Origin of the sequence: Marinobacterium nitratireducens (assembly GCF_014645375.1) — a bacterium.
GTDB lineage: Bacteria > Pseudomonadota > Gammaproteobacteria > Pseudomonadales > Balneatricaceae > Marinobacterium_A > Marinobacterium_A nitratireducens.
Map to the genome: position 1 here is coordinate 297,177 of NZ_BMLT01000006.1, position 16,700 is coordinate 313,876.

Sequence of the window (16,700 nt, forward strand, 5' to 3'; positions counted from 1 at the left end):
AGGATGGGTGAAGCCGCCTGGCACCTTGCTGTCGGGTGCCTCCGAGTGTGTTGCGGCGTAACCCATCATCCGAATTAACGGTCACCCTGATGATCTGAAATCAAGAGATGGGTTTCACGACGCCCTGGGCCATGTGGCAAGGGACGCTCCGTACAAAGCGTCGTTCCACCCATCTACAAGACTACCGAACACCGACTTCGCGAGGCGGCTGCAACTCCTCGGGTACCTCGGCGCCGGACCAGACCCCGATCAGCACGCCCTGTCTGCGGGACAGGCCGTTGAGCGCCTGCTGTCGCTCGCGGCTGACGGCGGTCCGGTTGCGCAGTCCCGCGCTCCAGTCGAGCATCTGGTCGCGCAGCTGCTGCCGGATCGGGGCGTAGCCGGGATCGCGGCCGAGGTCGACCAGCTCGTCAGGGTCGTTGTGCAGGTCGTACAGCATGTCCGGCAGACCCAGGCAGTGCACCAGCTTGTAGCGGCCGTCGAACGCCATGGTGATGCGTGCCATCAGCGGATCCACGCCGAGCTGCTGCGCCACGGGCAGACGGCCGTAGTCGCCCTCGGAGAAGATCACCGAACGCTGCGGCGCGCCGGCGTCGCCGTGCAGCCAGGCGCGCAGCGACTGGCCTTCCAGGCGATGGTCGGGCACGCTGCCGCCGAGCGCCTCGATAAAGGTGGGCAGCAGGTCGATGGCACCGGTCAGGTCATCGCAGATGCTGCCGCGGGTAGCGTCCGCGGCCTGGCTCGGATCGGCGATGATCAGCGGAATCTTGACCGAGGGGTTGTGGAACAGGTCCTTCTCCGCCAGCCAGTGGTCGCCGAAGTAGTCGCCATGATCGGCGGTAAGGGCGATCAGCGTGTTGTCGGCCTGACCGCTGCGCTCGAGGTGATCGAACAGGCGGCCGAGGTTGTCGTCGAGCTCCCGGATCAGACCGTAGTAGGTCGGCAGCACGTGGTTGCGCTTTTCGAGACTGGACAGGGTGCGACTGACGCCGAGCTTCATGTACTCGCGGTAGAGCGGGTGCGGGTCCTCGAGCTCGGCAGCCGAGCGTACCGGCGGCGGCATCTCGCAGCCACGGTAGAGGTCGTGGTACGGCGCCGGCGCCATGAAGGGCCAGTGCGGCTTGATATAGGACAGGTGCAGGCACCAGGGGTTCTCGCCCTGGGCGTCGATGGTCTCGATGGCCCGGTTGGTCATGTAGGCGGTTTCGGAGAACTCCTTCGCAATCCTGGCCGGTCGGTGCGCGTTCTCCATATAGAAGCCCGAGCGCAGCGAACCGTCTTCGCCTTCGGCCGCGTTGGCCCACTCGAGCCAGGGGTTGCGGCCGTCGAATCCCTGTTCCCGCAGATAGCGGTCGTATTGAGTGATTTCGGGCGTGTAACGGCCGGCCGGGCCTTCCGGATGCACGCCGTCATCGTGTTCGCCTGCAGTAAAGCCGGCGTTGGCGAGCAGGCGGCCGGCGGGCGAGTCCGGCGCGATACCGAGGCGCTGCATGCCGTCGCTGTCCGGTTTCATGTGGGTCTTGCCAAGCAGCAGGACTTTCGGCCCCAGCGGCTGAAGGTAGTCGGCAAGGGTCCACTCGTCGAGCGGAAACGGCCAGTCGTTCCAGGTCGCGCCGTGGGAGCGGACATGGCGTCCGGTATAGATGGACGCGCGCGAGTTGCCGCAGCTGGTGCCCTGGGTGAAGGCATTGGTAAAACGCACTCCGCGCCGCGCGAGACGGTCGATATTCGGGGTTTCGACCACCGGGTTGCCGTAGCAGGACAGGGCATCCCAGCGCAGCTGGTCGATCATGATGAAAAGGATATTCTTGACGCTCATCAGGCGACGGCCTCCACGGGGTTCAGGCGTTTGTAGCGGTGTTGCACCAGCAGTGCGATGCCGGCAACCGCGGCGAACAGGCTCGGCAGCGAGAACGGCGACAGCAGGGTGATCGCCAGTGCCAGGCGCACCAGGCTCTGGATCGGACTCAGCGCGCGCTGGTCGAAGCGGGAAAGGGCGCTCGCGGCCAGGTACAGCGCGATAACCAGTTGCAGCAGCATCCAGGCATAGGCCCCGACGCTGAACTCGGCGCCGGCTTCGGCCACGGTCAGCATCAGCGGGTTGTACACGAAGGCGAACGGAATCAGGAAGATCATCGCCGCGATGCGGGTGCTGACCAAGGCGGTCTTCATTGGCGATCCCTGGGAGATCGAGGCGGCGGCAAAGGCGGCGATCGCGACCGGCGGCGTAATCACCGAGGCGACGCCGAAGAAGAACACGAACATGTGCGCGGTCAGGGTTTCCAGGCCGAACGCCTGCAGGGTCGGGCCCATCACCGTGACGATGGCGATATAGGCCGGCAGCGTCGGCATGCCCATGCCCAGCACGATGCAGCCGAGCGCGGTGATACCGAGCGCCGCGAGCAGCGAGTACTGGGAAGCGCCGGCGAGCAGCACCGCGAACTTGGTCGGGATACCGGTGGCCGAGAGCGTCGCGACGATAATGCCGACGATGGCGATGGCGATGCTCAGCCGCGCCACGGTGATGCCGCCTTCGGCCAGGGCCGTCAGCAGGCGCTGGGGCTGACGCCGCATCTGCGGGTTGATGAAGCTCATCGGCAGCAGCGCGAAGATGGCGGAAATAGAAGCGCCGGCCGGCGATACGCCCTGTACCAGCAGCACCACGATAAGGGCGAGCGGGGCCACGATCAGCAGCAGATTGATCCAGTCCTGTCGGGTGATCGGGTCGGCAGCCTCGGTTTCGCTGGCCTCGACGCCGAGCTTGCGGGCTTCGAAGTAGACCGCCAGAAACAGGCTGGCGTAGTAGGCCAGTGCCGGGATCAGCACCGCGATGATGATGGTCAGGTAGGTCACGCCGACGTAGTCGGCCATCACCAGCGCAGCGGCGCCCATGATCGGCGGCAGAATCTGTCCGCCGGCGGAGGCGGTGGCTTCGAGGGCGCCGGCGAAGTTGCCGGAAAAACCGCGCTTGCGGATCATCGGAATCGTCACCACGCCGGTGCCGACGACGTTGGCGACGGCGCTGCCGGAAACGGTGCCGAACATGCCCGAGGCCAGGATCGCGGCGTACGCCGGACCGCCGCGGAAGCGGTGCATCAGGCTGAAGGAAATGCGGATCATGGAGTCGCCGGCGCCGCAGCCTTCGAGGACCGCGCCAAGAATGATAAAGGGCAGAACGGTGCTCAGAATGATGCCGAAAATGCCGCCCATCAGACCGTTATCGGCGCCGAACCAGAGGTTTTCCGCCAGGCCGTCGATCAGGTTGCTGCCGGAGGTCTTGAGCATCCCCGGCCAGTACTCGCCGGTACTCAGGTAGAGCAGTCCCAGGAGGCCGATGATGGCGATGGAGGCGCCCCACAGACGCCAGCAGAGCAGGGTGGCAACGGCGACAGCCGCCAGTGCGACCGCCGCATCCAGGCTGTCGAAGAAGACGATCGAACGGACCATTTCGACACCCACCTGGTAGTAACGCACGCAGCAGTAGGCGGTGACCGCGAGCGCGACCAGGTCCAGCGCAATGCGCCACAGCGGCAGGCGCCGTCCGGCGCGCAGCAGGCGCTGCCAGTCGAAAACGATGGCGATGGCGACGCAGATAAGGAAGAACAGCGGACGATACCATTCGAAGGCGAAGGGGCCGATGCGCGGTATCGACTCGTAACCCGGCATCACGTTGGCCAGGCCCAGAAAGGTCAGCAGACCCCCCAGTATCCAGAGCAGATACTGTAGTCGGAGTGTGATATTGGACATGTCGGTATCCCGTGAGGGATGGCGGGCGCCGCCCGCCATCCTGTCAGCAGTGAGGGAATTGAGGCGTTAGTTCGGCAGCAGCGCGTCGGGGATGCTGATACCCGCTTCGCGATAGTACCTGACGGCTCCCGGGTGCAGCGGCGCGTTGACGCCCTTGAAAGGGTCGTCGGTGTTGACGTTGCGGATCAGGGCGTTCGATGCCTTGATCTCGTCGATGTTTTCCCAGTACGCCTTGGTGAAGCGGTAGGCGACGTCGTCGTCCATATCTTTGCCGACGCCCAGGTAGAGGATGTTGGACGCGGTGAGGAGGTCCTGATCGCTGTTGATCTGGCCGGCATAGGTGTTGGCGGGGATCACCGAGGTGGTCATGTAGGCCTCTTCGGAGTACTGGCGCCACTTCTCGGTGCCGGTCACCTCTTTCGGAATGCCGAGGATGCGGATCTCGCGCTGCAGGCTCAGTTCATTGATCGACTGCTGGCCGATCGGGGCCGAGGTCACCAGCACATCGTACTGGCCGTCCTGGAAGCCCTGGGTCGCGATGTTCCAGGGCGCGCGGATGGCCTCGTAGTCCTTGCCTTCCTCGAGCCCTGCGGCCATTTCGATCATGCCGATGATCTGCATGTTGGCGGCGCCGGCCGGCGGGCCGACGAAAACGCGCTTGCCGCGAATGTCGTCCCAGGTTTCGATGCCGGAGTCCGCCCAGGCAATGGCGTGGTAGGTGCTGCCCGGCAGGCTGGTCAGGGAGCGAACATTGCCGGCGAGCTTTTTCGCCACTTCGGCCTGGCTGGCGTAAGGGCCGGTACCGGCTTTCATGGCGCTGAAGGCCGGCGGCGGCACCAGGGTCGATTCGAGGCGGCCGGCTCCCACTTTCATGATCGATTTGGTCAGGATCTGCCCGAGCACGACCTGCAGGTCGATGCCTTCACGGGCGGTATATTGGGCCATGGCTTGCGGCACGATGCCGGTGACGGAGGAGGCGGCGCCTGCGTCGAGCTGCAGGTTTTCCGCGCTTGCGGGGCTGGCGGCCAGGTGCAGAGCTGACAGCAGACCGATCGAGACTAGTAGTTTCTTCATGACTACCTCTAGTTGTGTTTGTAATTGTCGCGAAGAGGAGTGGTCAGTTTGCGCCGAAATTATTTATTCGTATAATTCCTTTTCGCCTCTCTAAACAAAACTATTTAAATAACAGGGGCGTAGAGGACACCTTATGGAACCCAAGCACCTGGTCCAGCTGGCGGCAATTCTCGATTGCGGTTCGATCAATCTGGCCGCGCGCAAGCTGAACGTGACCCAGCCGACACTGACCCGTAACATGCAGACCCTGGAGATGCAGGCCGGCGGCAGCCTGTTCAACCGCAGCCGGCACGGCGTCAGGCAGACGCCGCTGGGAGAGGCGCTGGCGCGGGAAGGGCGGGTCATCGAGTCGGCGGTCTGGTCGGCGCAGCAGTCCGCGGTGCGTTATGGTCTGGGGATGAAGTCCGAGACGCGCGTGGGTGTCGGGCCGCTGATGGCCAGCCTAGTGATGCACCGGGTAACCGAAAGGCTGCTGCAGCATTACGAGCAGCTGTCGGTCCTGATTCAGGTGGCGTCGCCCGGGCTGATGCTCGATCAGTTGAATCGTGGCGAGCTGGATCTGGTGATCGGTCCGCTGGTCGTGTCCGCCACCCACAAGCTCGAACGCCAGTTGCTGTTCGAGGATGAACTGGCGGTCTATGCATCGGGCTCGCACCCGCTGGCCGGCGCCGAGCGGGTCGAAATCAGCGATCTGAACGACTTCGACTGGATCAACCTGGGTACCTATACCTTTTTCGGCGAGTCCCCGGTGGAACTGCTGCAACGCGCCGGCGTCGAGCGTTTCAATACCGCAATCGCGGTCAGCGGGGATGCTGCGATAGGACTGAATGCGATGGCGTCGGGGCAGTATCTGAGCCTGATGCCGGCGCGACTGACTTCGCAGGCGGAGCAGGTCTTCGGCCTGAAGCGTCTGCCGGTGGACGGCGACTTCGGTCGCCGGGACATGTATCTCTGGTACCGGCCGGCAGTGGGAAACGATGCCGTGATGGCGCTGATCCGGGAGTCGATTCTGGAGGTGCTGGGGCTGGTCTGAGGGCCGGCCGCGGACCCGCCACCGGGGGCGCCTGTTTCGCTGGCGTCAGATCGGTATCGCATCCACCACATCCGCCGCGGTGTCGATGGCGTCGTCGACCTCGTTGCCGATCACCGGCACTACGGAGATGATGGCGCCGCCGATACGCATCGGCACCGTGACTACCTTGGTCAGTACGCAGCCGTTGAGCAGTACGACGAGGGCGGCAACGGCCGCCAGCTTCAGGGGGCCGGGGAGACGTGGCTGCTGTTTCAAGCGAATGTCCTTTCGTGGGCGGGGCCGGCGCGGGCCGGCCCCGCGGCTGATGTACGGGTGAAAAGCGGGGGAGGATAACGCATTTTCCGCGTCAGCTGTATTGCACTCCCGGCGCCGGCTAGGGGCAGGCTAGCCGTCGGGCAGGCCTGAGGTCAGCTGGTGGGGTTGCACTCGACGCGGATGCGCATCTTCAGCACCGGCCGGTGCACCGCATCGGACAGCACCGTGGTCTGCCCGGGTTCGATAGTGGTCTGGCGGGTTCTGGCGATCTCGGGACCATTGCGGAAGGTGGCTGCGCAGTGCACTGAGCGTGGCTCGGCGTTGGCCAGGCGGATCCAGGCCATGTTTTCGCTGGAGCCAGCTTCGACGCCGACATCGAGCTCATGCAGCTGCTGTTCGAGTTCGATCGGAAAGGCGCTGGCGTTGGGGTAGGCGCTCGCGGCCGCTGTGCCTGCCTGGCTCAGCATCAGCAGCAGGCCCGAAAGTGTCAGTAGCGTGCTCATGGACGGCTCCGAAAACGGTTCTTGTCACTCCGGCGCTTACCCGGAGTCTGGAAGCAGAAAATCTGTTGGCTTCCCACCGGCTGCAGGCCGGTCAGTCGCAGGTGACTTGCTCGAACGTCAGTAACGGTAGACCGGCTGCCCGGCGAATGGTGCCCGGCTGCACAGGCTTTGCCGGCGTTACCTTGCCTTCGGCTACACTGAGGGGATTACCGCCGGCCGCGTGCAGGAGTCCCGATGACCGACCCTCAACCGCCCCAGAGACCCCAGAACCAGCAGAGCCCGCAGAATCAGCAGGGGCCCGGGGGGGCGCCGCCGCAGATGTCGATGCTGCGGATGCTGGTCTGGTTCTGCGCCGTTATGCTGTTCACCTATTACTGGCTGGATCTGTCCCAGGGACAGCAGCAGGAGCTTTCCTATTCCCAGTTCAAGGCGCGCGTCTCTGCGGATCAGGTGGAGAGCGTGACGATGCAGGGAGACCGGGTGGTCGGTCAGCTGCGCAGCGCCATCGAGGGATCGCCGTCCGGCGACGGGCAGTCGCCGCGAAACCGCTTCGTCACCACTTTGCCTCCGGTCGACGATCCGGAGCTGATACCGTTGCTGGAGCAGCACGAGGTCGAGGTGCGGGCCCGCTCGGCCGAGGGAACCTGGTGGGCGCGGTTGCTGATCGGCGTGCTGCCCTGGTTCCTGCTGATCGGGCTGTTCTGGTACGCCAGCGTCAAGATGCAGGAAAAGATGATGGGCGGCGGTGGCGCCGGCGGCCTGTTCGGCTTCGCCAAGTCCCGCGCCAAGCGCTTCAGCAAGGGACAGTCGAAAATCACCTTCGATGATGTCGCAGGGCTCGAGAACGCCAAGCGCGACCTCGAGGAAATCAGCGACTACCTGCGCGACCCCGGCCACTTTCGCAAACTCGGCGCCAAGATTCCCCGCGGTATCCTGCTGATGGGGCCGCCCGGCACCGGCAAGACACTGCTGGCCCGGGCGGTCGCCGGCGAGGCCGAGGTGCCCTTTTTCAGCATCAGCGGTTCCGAGTTCATCGAGATGTTCGTCGGCGTCGGTGCCTCGCGGGTGCGGGACCTGTTCGAGAATGCCAAGAAGGAGGCGCCGGCGATCATCTTCGTCGACGAGATCGATTCGGTGGGGCGTGCGCGCGGCACCGGGCTCGGCGGCGGGCACGACGAGCGCGAGCAGACGCTGAACCAGATTCTCAACGAGATGGACGGCTTCGAGCCCCACGAGACGGTGGTGGTGCTGGCGGCGACCAACCGGCCCGACGTACTCGATGCGGCGCTGATGCGGCCCGGGCGCTTCGACCGCAAGGTGACGCTGGATCTGCCGGACCGCCGTGCGCGCCTTTCGATTCTGAAGATACACTCGCGCGAGGTGCCGCTGGCGCAGGATGTGGATCTTGAGCGTATCGCCGCGCTAACCGTCGGCTTTTCCGGCGCCGACCTCGAGAACCTGATCAACGAGGCGGCGCTGCTGGCCGGACGCAGCGGCGCGGATCAGGTCGATATGGACTGCGTGTTGAAGTCCCGCGACAAGGTGGTGCTCGGCGGAGTGCGCGAAATGGCACTGACCGAGGACGAGAAGCAGCTGGTCGCCTACCACGAGTCGGGGCACGCGCTGGTGGCGAGCCTGCTGCCCCACGCCGATCCGCTGGACAAGGTCACCATCATTCCGCGCGGGCAGGCACTGGGTATGACCGAGCAGATCCCCGAGGAGGAACGGCACAACCTGCGCCAGAGCTACCTGCGTGATCGCATCGCCGTAATGCTCGGTGGCCGGGCGTCGGAGCAGCTCATTTTCGGCGAGGTCAGCTCGGGTGCGGCCGAGGATCTGAAACAGGCCACTCACCTGGCCCGGCACATGATCAGCCAGTGGGGCATGAGCGACAAGATCGGACCGGTCGCCTTTCGCCGGGGCGAGGAGCACATTTTCCTGGGGCGCGAAATGGCGCAGCAGCGGGACTTCAGCGAGCACACCGCCGAGGTGATCGACGACGAGGTGAGCCACCTGCTGCGCGAGATCGGCGAGCAGGTGGCCAAGCTGCTATCGGACAACCGCGACCGCCTCGAGGCGCTGGCGCAGGCGTTGTTGCAGAAGGAAACGCTGCAGGCGGACGAGATCCGGGCCATTCTCGATACGGCGAAATCAGCTGCGCTCTGAACGCCGATTACAACCACTGCCTGGAGGAAAGGGCATGCCTGTCGATGTCGCGTTACTGAGCCTGGACAATCCGGTGTTCCATACCTACGTCCTGACCGCCAGCCTGATGATCCTGAAGCTGATGCTACAGCCCTGGATGACGGTGTACCGGATGCTGCATATCAAGGGGGGCTTTCGCAGCCCCGAGGATGCCCGTCGCAGTCCGATGAATCCGCAGCCGGACGCGTCTCAGCTCGAAGCCAACGAATACGTCGAACGTTCCCGGCGTATCAATCTGAACGACCTCGAAAGCATTCCGGCCTTCCTCGTCGCCGGCCTGTTGCTGGTGCTGGTGGAGCCGTCGCCACTGCTGGCGCAGGGGCTGATGTGGGGCTATGTCGTGGCACGGGCCGCGCACTTCCTTGCCTATATAACGGCCCAGATACACGATATCCGGGCCACCTTCTGGACCCTGAGTTCGCTGGCGGTCATTGCAATGATTGTCTGCGTGCTGCTCAGAGTGCTTTGACTTCATCAGCCAGGGCATCGCGCAGGCACTGGACGAAAGCGTCGACGACGATATTGCGTTCGGCCTTGGGTTTGGTGATGGCGCAGAAGGTATTGGAGTAGCTGAGCTGCTGCTTGAGAATCGGCTGCAGTTCATCGCCCCAGCCCCAGTTCCTCACCAGGTGACGCGGCAGAAAGCCGAGGTAGCGGCCGGTCAGTATCAGCGTCGCGCGCGCTTCCTGATGGTGCGCCGAGACCTGCTTGTTCCAGGCCGCCATGCTCGGGTGCAGTTCACGTCCCGGTTGTAGCCGCGGGGATTCGACGAAATTGTACCGTTGCAGGTCTTCGAGGCGGATCTCGCTGTCGGGGATGCCGTGCAGCGGATGACCACGGCCGCAGTAGAGCGACATCTGCTCGTCGTATAGCTTGAGCGAGCGCAGCCCCGGAACTTCGTACGGCAGTACCGTGATGCCGAGCTGGACGCGGCCGTCGAGCACAGCCGGCACCACGTCGTCCGAGGCCATGGTCGATATCCGCATTCGCACCTCCGGAGCCCTGTCGGCGAAACGGCCCAGCGCCTGGACGATGAAGGCCCGCGGCAGGCCCAGCATATGCTCGGCGCAACCCAGGTGCAGGTGGCCGAGAATACGGTCGTGGGAGTGGTTGACCCGGTTGCGGAACTGATCCAGCGCCGCCAGCAGTTCCTGGGTGGCCTCGTAGACCACCTTGCCCTGTTCCGTCAGGCTGAAGCCGGCGCGGCCGCGCTCGCACAGGCGCATGTCGAGCCGCTTTTCCAGATCGGCGATATAGTTGCTGATGGTGGAGTTGGCCAGATTCAGCTCCACCTCGGCGGCGGTGAAGCCGCCGCAATCCGCCACCGACTTGAACACCCGCAGCAGCCGCAGATCCAGATCCGCGAGCTGGCCCGAAATCGCCGTCTTGCGCTTGCCCATTCTTAATACCTTTGAAAATGCAAATGTAACGCCATTGAAGTCATTATATAAAGCAATGAAACAGCTTTGTATAAATAGTACCCATACAAGGCCACGCGCTGACCGCGGTAACGGCCCGAACCCCATAACACGAGGAGGCTACCCCAGCATGAGCATCCAGCTTCGAGACAGCAGCCTGCTGAAGACCCAGGGCTACATCAACGGCCAGTGGGTCGACGCCGACAACGGCGCGACGTTCGACGTCTTCAATCCGGCCACCGGCGAGAAAATCGCCGAAGTCGCGAGCCTTGGCGCCGACGAAACCCGTCGCGCGATCGAGGCGGCTGAAGCCGCGATGCAGGACTGGAAGGCCCGCCCGGCCCGGGAGCGCTCGGTGGTACTGCGTCGCTGGTACGACCTGATCATGGCCAACCAGGAAGATCTGGCGATCCTGATGACGCTGGAGCAGGGCAAGGTGCTGGCCGAATCCCGCGGCGAAGTCGCCTACGGTGCCTCCTTCGTCGAGTGGTTCTCCGAGGAAGCCAAGCGCGTCTACGGTGACGTTATCCCGGCGCCGCAGACCGACCGCAAGGCGATCGTCGTCAAGCAGCCGGTGGGTGTCGTGGGCGCCATCACGCCCTGGAACTTCCCCAACGCCATGATCACCCGCAAGGCGGCGCCGGCGCTGGCGGTAGGCTGCGCCATCGTGCTCAAGCCTGCGGCCGAAACGCCGCTGTCGGCGCTGGCGCTGGTGGAGCTGGCCGAGCGTGCCGGCCTGCCGGCGGGGCTCTTCAGCGTCATTACCGGCAAGGACTCGCGCGCCATCGGCGGCGAGCTGACCTCCAACCCGACCGTCAGAAAGGTGACGTTCACCGGCTCCACGCCGGTCGGCAAGTTGCTGATGAAGCAGAGCGCCGAAACCGTCAAGCGCACTTCGATGGAGCTGGGTGGCAACGCACCGGTGCTGGTGTTCGACGATGCCGACCTCGATGTCGCGGTTGCCGGCGCCCTGGCGGCCAAGTACCGCAACTCCGGCCAGACCTGCATCTGCGCCAACCGGATTCTGGTACAGGACAGCATCTACGACGCCTTCGTCGAGAAGTTCGTCGAGAAGGTCCGGGGCTTCCGTCTCGGCAACGGCCTGGACGAGAACGCCACCCACGGACCGCTGATCACCGCCAAGGCGGCGAGCGGCATCCAGGACCTGGTCGACGATGCGGTGGAGAAGGGCGCGACCCTGAATACCGGTGGGCGTCAGGATGATCTGGGCGAGTGCTTCTACCAGCCGACGGTGCTGAGCGGTGTCACCGACAACATGCGCATCGCCCGCGAGGAGATCTTTGGCCCGGTGGCGCCGATTTTCCGTTTCAGCGACGAGGCCGAGGCCGTTCGCATGGCCAACGATACCGAGTTCGGACTCGCGGCCTACTGCTTCACCCGCGACGTCGGCCGCGTCTGGCGCGTCAGCGAAGCGCTGGAGTACGGCATGGTGGGGGTCAATGAAACCGCGCTTGGGTCCGATGTCACGCCGTTTGGCGGCATGAAGGAATCCGGGCAGGGGCGTGAAGGCTCCAAATACGGCCTCGACGACTATCTCGAGATCAAATACATCTGCATGGGCGGTCTCGCCTGATTCGCGGCGCAGAAGGAGTACAGACATGAGCAACATCATCTACCCGACCACCAACTTCACCGCCACCGAGCAGCTGACCATCGATCGCGGTGAAGGCGTCTACGTCTACGACAGCAACGGCAAGCAGTACCTCGAGGGTCTTGCGGGCCTGTGGTGCACCTCGCTCGGTTACGGCAACCAGGAGCTTATCGAGACCGCTTCCGAGCAGATGGGCAAGCTGGCCTACTCGCACATGTTCGGCGGCAAGACCCACAAGGTGGGTCAGGAGCTGGCCGAGCAGCTGAAGGACATGGTACCGGTCGAGAACGCCAAGGTGTTCTTCGGCAACTCCGGCAGCGACGCCAACGATACCCACATCAAACTGCTGCACTACTACTTCAATGCCATCGGCAAGCCGGAAAAGCGCAAGATCATCGCCCGCGAGCGCTCCTACCACGGCGTCACCGTGGCCGCGGCCTCGCTGACCGGTCTGCCGGTCAACCAGACCAACTTCGACCTGCCGGTCGAGGCCCTCGGCATCCTGCGCACCGACGCGCCGCACTACCTGCGCGGCGCGCTGCCGGGCGAGACCGAGGCGGATTTCGTCGAGCGCATCACCACAAACCTCGAGCAGCTGATCCTGCGTGAAGGCCCGGATACCATCGCCGCCTTCATCGCCGAACCGATCACCGGCGCCAGCGGCGTCATCGTGCCGCCGGACGGCTACTACGAGAAGGTGCAGGCGATTCTGAACAAGTACGACATCCTGTTCTGGGCCGACGAGGTCATCACCGGCTTTGGTCGCACCGGTCAGGATTTCGGCTGCAACACCATGGGCATCGAGCGCCCGGCGCTGATGACGCTGGCCAAGCAGCTCTCTTCCGCCTACATGCCGATCAGCGCCTCGGTGATCCGCGGCGACCTGTACGAAGCCATGATCGAGCCGAGCAACAAGCTGGGCGTGTTCGGCCACGGCTACACCTACTCCGGGCACCCGGTGGCCTGTGCAGTGGCGCTGAAGGTGCTGGAAATCTACAAGCGCGACAATATCTTCGCCCGCGCCGCCGAGCTCGGCGACTACCTGCAGCGCCGTATCGGCGAATTCGCCGACCACCCGCTGGTGGGTGAAGTGCGCGGTCGCGGCATGATCGGCGCCATCGAGCTGGTGGCCGACAAGGCGACCAAACAGTCCTTCGAGGGCGGTGTGGTCGGCGGCTTCATGCAGCGTGCCTGCGAGAAGCACGGCCTGATCCTGCGCGCGGTCGCCGGCAATAGCCTGGCCTTCTGCCCGCCGCTGATCATCACCGAAGCTCAGATCGACGAAATGATGGAGAAGTTCGGCAAGGCCCTGGCCGAGACCCAGGACTTCGTCACCCGCGAAAAGCTGGTCGCCTGATCGCAACGCGTACCCACATCCGGCCTGTCCCCCGCCTCTGGACAGGCCGGTGAGATCGGACTTGCACCCCGGTCACCCTTGGACCGCCGAAGCCTTTCGGCGGTTTTTTTTGTCTATGGATATATTTTCAACCGCGATCGCCTTGCAGTAGCCGACTCATTGATGGGTTAGGCCGCGTCAACGTCGCTGAAAGCGTTAAACAGAGTGCCAGTGCAGCTCCACCCATCCTACTTTTGGCTCCTGGATTACCGCTAGTCTGTGATGAACCTTAAATATCTGCTCTGGCTGATACCGCTGCTGTTGCTGTTGATGCTACTGAACCCGCGTTCGCAGGAACCGCAGCGGACGGGACTCTCAGTTCCCGAGCGGGCGGCGTGTTCACCATCCGTGGCGGCTGACCTGCGTCCTGGGGTATTGTCTCGGTAAGGCTGTCATCTAACAGGAGAGTGCCATGCCCAATCTGCTCGAGCAGCTGAAACAGCTGAGCACGGTGGTCGCCGATACCGGCGATCTCGATGCCATCCGCCGCTTCGCCCCCGAGGATGCGACCACCAATCCGTCGTTGATCCTCAAGGCGGTGCAGTCGGGCCAGTACGACGCCCTGCTGCAGGAGATACTCGCCGCCGCCCGCGAGCACAGCGGCAGCCCGGAAGAGGCCATCGACGACGCCTGCGATCGCTTGGTGGTGGCCATGGGGACGCTGATTCTTCAGCATGTGCCGGGCCGGGTTTCAACCGAGGTCAATGCCCGCCTGTCGTTCGATACCGATGCCAGCATCGCCAGGGCACGCCGTCTGGTGGCGTTGTACGAGGAGGCGGGGGTGTCGCGCGACCGCATCCTGATCAAGCTGGCGGCGACCTGGGAAGGCATCCGCGCCTGCGAGGCGCTCGAGCGCGAAGGCATCGAATGCAACATGACGCTGATTTTCAGCTTCGCCCAGGCGCGGGCCTGCGCCGAGGCCGGGGCCTTCCTGATCTCGCCGTTCGTCGGCCGCATTCTGGACTGGTACCGCAAGGCCAATCCCGGCACGGAATACGCGCCCGAACAGGAACCCGGAGTGCTGCAGGTGCGCGATATCTATCGTTATTTCCGCCATCACCGTTACCCGACGGTGGTGATGGGGGCGAGCTTTCGCAACAGCGGCGAGATACTGGCGCTGGCGGGCTGCGACCGGCTGACCATCAGCCCGGCGTTGCTGGAAGAGCTGTCTCACAGCGAGGGCAGGGTGCTGCCGGTGCTTGCGGACCACGGCGAACGCGAGGCGCGCCCGTCACCCATCGGCGAAGCCGAGTTTCGCTGGCAGCTGAACGAGGATGCGATGGCCACTGAAAAGCTCGCCGAGGGCATTCGTGGCTTCGAGGCGGACCAGCTCAGGCTCGAAGCGCTGCTGCGCGAAAGGCTGCGCGCGCAGGGGCGCTGATACTTGCGGCCTGGTGTTCAGGTGGGATGGATGCAGTCGTTCTCGTGACGACGCACCTGGACGGTGGCCTGGAACAGCAGGTCGTTGACGTCGCGCAGCCGGCGGCTCAGTTCGCGCGCCAGGTTCATGTAGATCATGGTGTACTGGCTCGGGTCCTTCTCGTATAACTCGTGCAGCGCCGAGGCCGAAAGCTCGATGGCGCTGCAGTCCTCCAGCGCGCGGACGCTGGCGCTGCGCGGGCAGAAGTCGATCAGCGCCATCTCGCCGAAACAGTCCCCGAGCGACATGGTGCTGATGCGGTACTCGCGCTCCTGCCAGGTGCGCAGAATTTCAACCTCGCCCTTTTCCAGCACGTAGAGCTCGCCCGCCGGGTCGCCTTCCATGAAGAAGTAGTCGCCGCTCTTGCATTCGACGACCCGGGTCCGCGCCAGCAGAAATTCCAGCACGTCGTCGGTGATGCCGCCGAATATCGGCATCTGTTGCAGCAGTTTCAGTCTGGCGTTGGACATGCTCGTTCCGTTTCGGCCTCAGGGTATCAGCACCATGCCTTCGCGTGCCACGACCGAGCCCGGGCGTCTCTGATGGACCACCCGGTCCAGGGCCCGTAGCTCGGCATCGGTGCGCTCGGGAGCGTGATGGAAGACCACCAGGGTTTCGGCGCCGGCCCGCTCGCACAGTGCCAGTCCCGCCTCCCAGGTGGAGTGGCCCCAACCCAGGTGGTTGGGGTAGTCGTCGTCGTTGAAAGTGGCATCGTAGATCACGATGTTGGCATCCTGAACCAGCGCGACGATGTTCTCGTCGCAGCCCTGCGCCGGGTGCTCGGTGTCGGTGATGTAGCAGATCGAGCGGCCGTCGTAGTCGATGCGATAACCGGTGGCGCCGTCGGGATGGACCAGCGGCGCTGTCCGCACCCGGATCCGGTCGGACAGCGGCCAGCTGTCACCGGCGGCGAAATCGTGAAAGCTGAACGTCGCCGACATCCGCTGCAGCGGGACCGGGAAATAGGGCGGCTGCACGAAACGCAGCATCGCCGCCTCGATGCCGCCGTCGCAGTCGCCGGCCCAGAACCGCAGCCGGCTGCCCGGGTCGTAGGCGGGTGGGAAGAAGGGCAGGCCGAGAATATGGTCGTAGTGGATATGACTCAGCAGCAGGTCGGCCTGCACCGGTTCGCCGAGTGCGCGCAGGCTGGCGCCCAGCGGAGTCAGACCGGTGCCGGCGTCGAGAATTATCAGGTGTCCGCCGGCCCTCACCTCGACGCAGGAGGTATTGCCGCCGTATACCAGCGTATCGACCCCGGGGCAGGCACAGGAGCCGCGCACCCCCCAGAATCGCAGATAGAAATCGTCCGCCATCGCCACCTCGACCGAGTTGTCCGTCGCTTAAAGTGTAGGAGCTGAGCGTGGCTTGTCGACAGCGGGACGCTTATGGCTTCAGGGCGCGTAGGCGCGCAGGAAGGCGTCGACGCACTGCGTTACATAGCGTCGGTACTCGGCTTCGGGCATCAAACCCTCGACGTTGAGGTTCAGCCGGATCTGCTGTTCCCCCTCGACCATTTTCAGCAGCTGGACGGCGGCGAAACGGGGTTCCGGGATGCACAGCTCGCCGTTGCGGTCGAACTCCGCCAGCAGCCGGCTCAGCCGGCTGATGACGCGGTCGGGTCCGGCCTCGAAGAACAGCCGGGACAACTCCGGATAGGTTTCGGCTTCGCTGGTGCAGGTGCGGGCCACCTGAATGGCTTCGCGGGAGGTTACCAGTGCGGCGAAATTCTGCGCGATGTTCAGCAGCTGCGCGCGCAGATCGGGGCCGGGCTCGAACTCTTCCTGTGTCATCTGGTGGAAGGTGCACTTGCAGCCGACGGCGGCGACGAACAGTTCTTCCTTGCTGCCATGGTGGCTGTAAACGGTCTGCTTCGAAACCCCGGCGCGCTTGGCGATCTGGTCCATGCTGGTGCTGGCGAAGCCCTGTTCGGTAAAAAGCTCGACGGCGGAGTCGAGGATGCGGATACCTTTCTCTTCGCTTTTACTTCTGGCTTTAGTCATGGTTCACCAATTTCATACTGGACAGTCCAGTTTGATG

15 protein-coding genes are annotated in these 16,700 nt (G+C 64.3%); 6 read left to right on the forward strand and 9 right to left on the reverse strand.

Annotated features, from left to right (window positions below):
- Positions 1-181: 181 nt before the first annotated feature.
- From IEX85_RS13670 to IEX85_RS13680, 3 genes are all read right to left on the reverse strand, one after another.
- Positions 182-1,819, reverse strand: coding sequence for a sulfatase-like hydrolase/transferase (locus tag IEX85_RS13670; protein ID WP_188861167.1), 1,638 nt, complete (start codon positions 1,817-1,819; stop codon positions 182-184).
- Positions 1,819-3,747: a TRAP transporter permease gene (locus IEX85_RS13675; protein ID WP_188861168.1), complete on the reverse strand. Its 1,929-nt coding sequence runs from the start codon at positions 3,745-3,747 to the stop codon at positions 1,819-1,821. The genes IEX85_RS13670 and IEX85_RS13675 overlap by 1 nt, the downstream gene beginning before the upstream one ends.
- Before the next feature lie 66 nt (positions 3,748-3,813).
- Positions 3,814-4,821 carry a TAXI family TRAP transporter solute-binding subunit gene (locus IEX85_RS13680; RefSeq protein ID WP_188861169.1) on the reverse strand — a complete coding sequence of 336 codons (1,008 nt, stop codon included), beginning with the start codon at positions 4,819-4,821 and terminating at the stop codon, positions 3,814-3,816.
- A 133-nt stretch (positions 4,822-4,954) separates the two neighbouring features.
- Between IEX85_RS13680 and IEX85_RS13685 the strand changes: the two genes are divergently transcribed.
- Positions 4,955-5,854 (forward strand): LysR family transcriptional regulator, encoded by a 900-nt coding sequence (locus IEX85_RS13685; protein ID WP_188861170.1) that lies wholly within the window; start codon positions 4,955-4,957, stop codon positions 5,852-5,854.
- Positions 5,855-5,899: 45 nt separating this feature from the next.
- Here IEX85_RS13685 and IEX85_RS13690 read toward each other — a convergent pair whose 3' ends face one another.
- The gene (locus IEX85_RS13690) at positions 5,900-6,109 is read right to left on the reverse strand and encodes a DUF6726 family protein (RefSeq protein WP_229721916.1); all 210 of its coding nucleotides are present in this window, start codon (positions 6,107-6,109) and stop codon (positions 5,900-5,902) included.
- A gap of 152 nt (positions 6,110-6,261) precedes the next feature.
- Positions 6,262-6,612: a hypothetical protein gene (locus IEX85_RS13695; RefSeq protein ID WP_188861171.1), complete on the reverse strand. Its 351-nt coding sequence runs from the start codon at positions 6,610-6,612 to the stop codon at positions 6,262-6,264.
- A 234-nt stretch (positions 6,613-6,846) separates the two neighbouring features.
- Here IEX85_RS13695 and ftsH point away from each other — a divergent pair, with 234 nt between their 5' ends.
- Both ftsH and IEX85_RS13705 read left to right on the forward strand, forming a co-directional pair.
- Entirely contained in the window at positions 6,847-8,778 is a 1,932-nt protein-coding gene (gene ftsH / locus IEX85_RS13700) for an ATP-dependent zinc metalloprotease FtsH (protein WP_229721917.1), read from the forward strand.
- A gap of 34 nt (positions 8,779-8,812) precedes the next feature.
- Positions 8,813-9,286 (forward strand): MAPEG family protein, encoded by a 474-nt coding sequence (locus IEX85_RS13705; protein WP_188861172.1) that lies wholly within the window; start codon positions 8,813-8,815, stop codon positions 9,284-9,286.
- Here IEX85_RS13705 and IEX85_RS13710 read toward each other — a convergent pair.
- Positions 9,273-10,217: a LysR family transcriptional regulator gene (locus IEX85_RS13710; RefSeq protein WP_188861173.1), complete on the reverse strand. Its 945-nt coding sequence runs from the start codon at positions 10,215-10,217 to the stop codon at positions 9,273-9,275. The two genes, IEX85_RS13705 and IEX85_RS13710, sit on opposite strands and share 14 nt — an antisense overlap.
- A 148-nt stretch (positions 10,218-10,365) precedes the next feature.
- Between IEX85_RS13710 and IEX85_RS13715 the strand changes: the two genes are divergently transcribed.
- The 3 genes from IEX85_RS13715 (at position 10,366) to tal (ending at position 14,624) form a co-directional block, all read left to right on the forward strand.
- Complete coding sequence (locus tag IEX85_RS13715) at positions 10,366-11,829, forward strand: NAD-dependent succinate-semialdehyde dehydrogenase (protein WP_188861174.1); 1,464 nt, start codon at positions 10,366-10,368, stop codon at positions 11,827-11,829.
- Positions 11,759-13,204 (forward strand): aminotransferase, encoded by a 1,446-nt coding sequence (locus IEX85_RS13720; protein ID WP_268238081.1) that lies wholly within the window; start codon positions 11,759-11,761, stop codon positions 13,202-13,204. Before IEX85_RS13715 ends, IEX85_RS13720 begins: the two co-directional genes overlap by 71 nt.
- A gap of 451 nt (positions 13,205-13,655) precedes the next feature.
- A complete protein-coding gene (gene tal / locus IEX85_RS13725) occupies positions 13,656-14,624 on the forward strand; it encodes a transaldolase (protein WP_188861176.1) in 969 nt (322 codons plus the stop codon).
- Between the two features lie 17 nt (positions 14,625-14,641).
- Here tal and IEX85_RS13730 read toward each other — a convergent pair whose 3' ends face one another.
- The 3 genes from IEX85_RS13730 to IEX85_RS13740 form a co-directional block, all read right to left on the reverse strand.
- Positions 14,642-15,133, reverse strand: a complete 492-nt coding sequence (locus tag IEX85_RS13730) for a Crp/Fnr family transcriptional regulator (protein WP_188861177.1) — start codon at positions 15,131-15,133, stop codon at positions 14,642-14,644.
- A gap of 18 nt (positions 15,134-15,151) precedes the next feature.
- Positions 15,152-15,976, reverse strand: a complete 825-nt coding sequence (locus IEX85_RS13735) for an MBL fold metallo-hydrolase (RefSeq protein WP_188861178.1) — start codon at positions 15,974-15,976, stop codon at positions 15,152-15,154.
- Between the two features lie 78 nt (positions 15,977-16,054).
- Positions 16,055-16,663 (reverse strand): TetR/AcrR family transcriptional regulator, encoded by a 609-nt coding sequence (locus IEX85_RS13740; protein WP_188861179.1) that lies wholly within the window; start codon positions 16,661-16,663, stop codon positions 16,055-16,057.
- Positions 16,664-16,700: the final 37 nt, after the last annotated feature.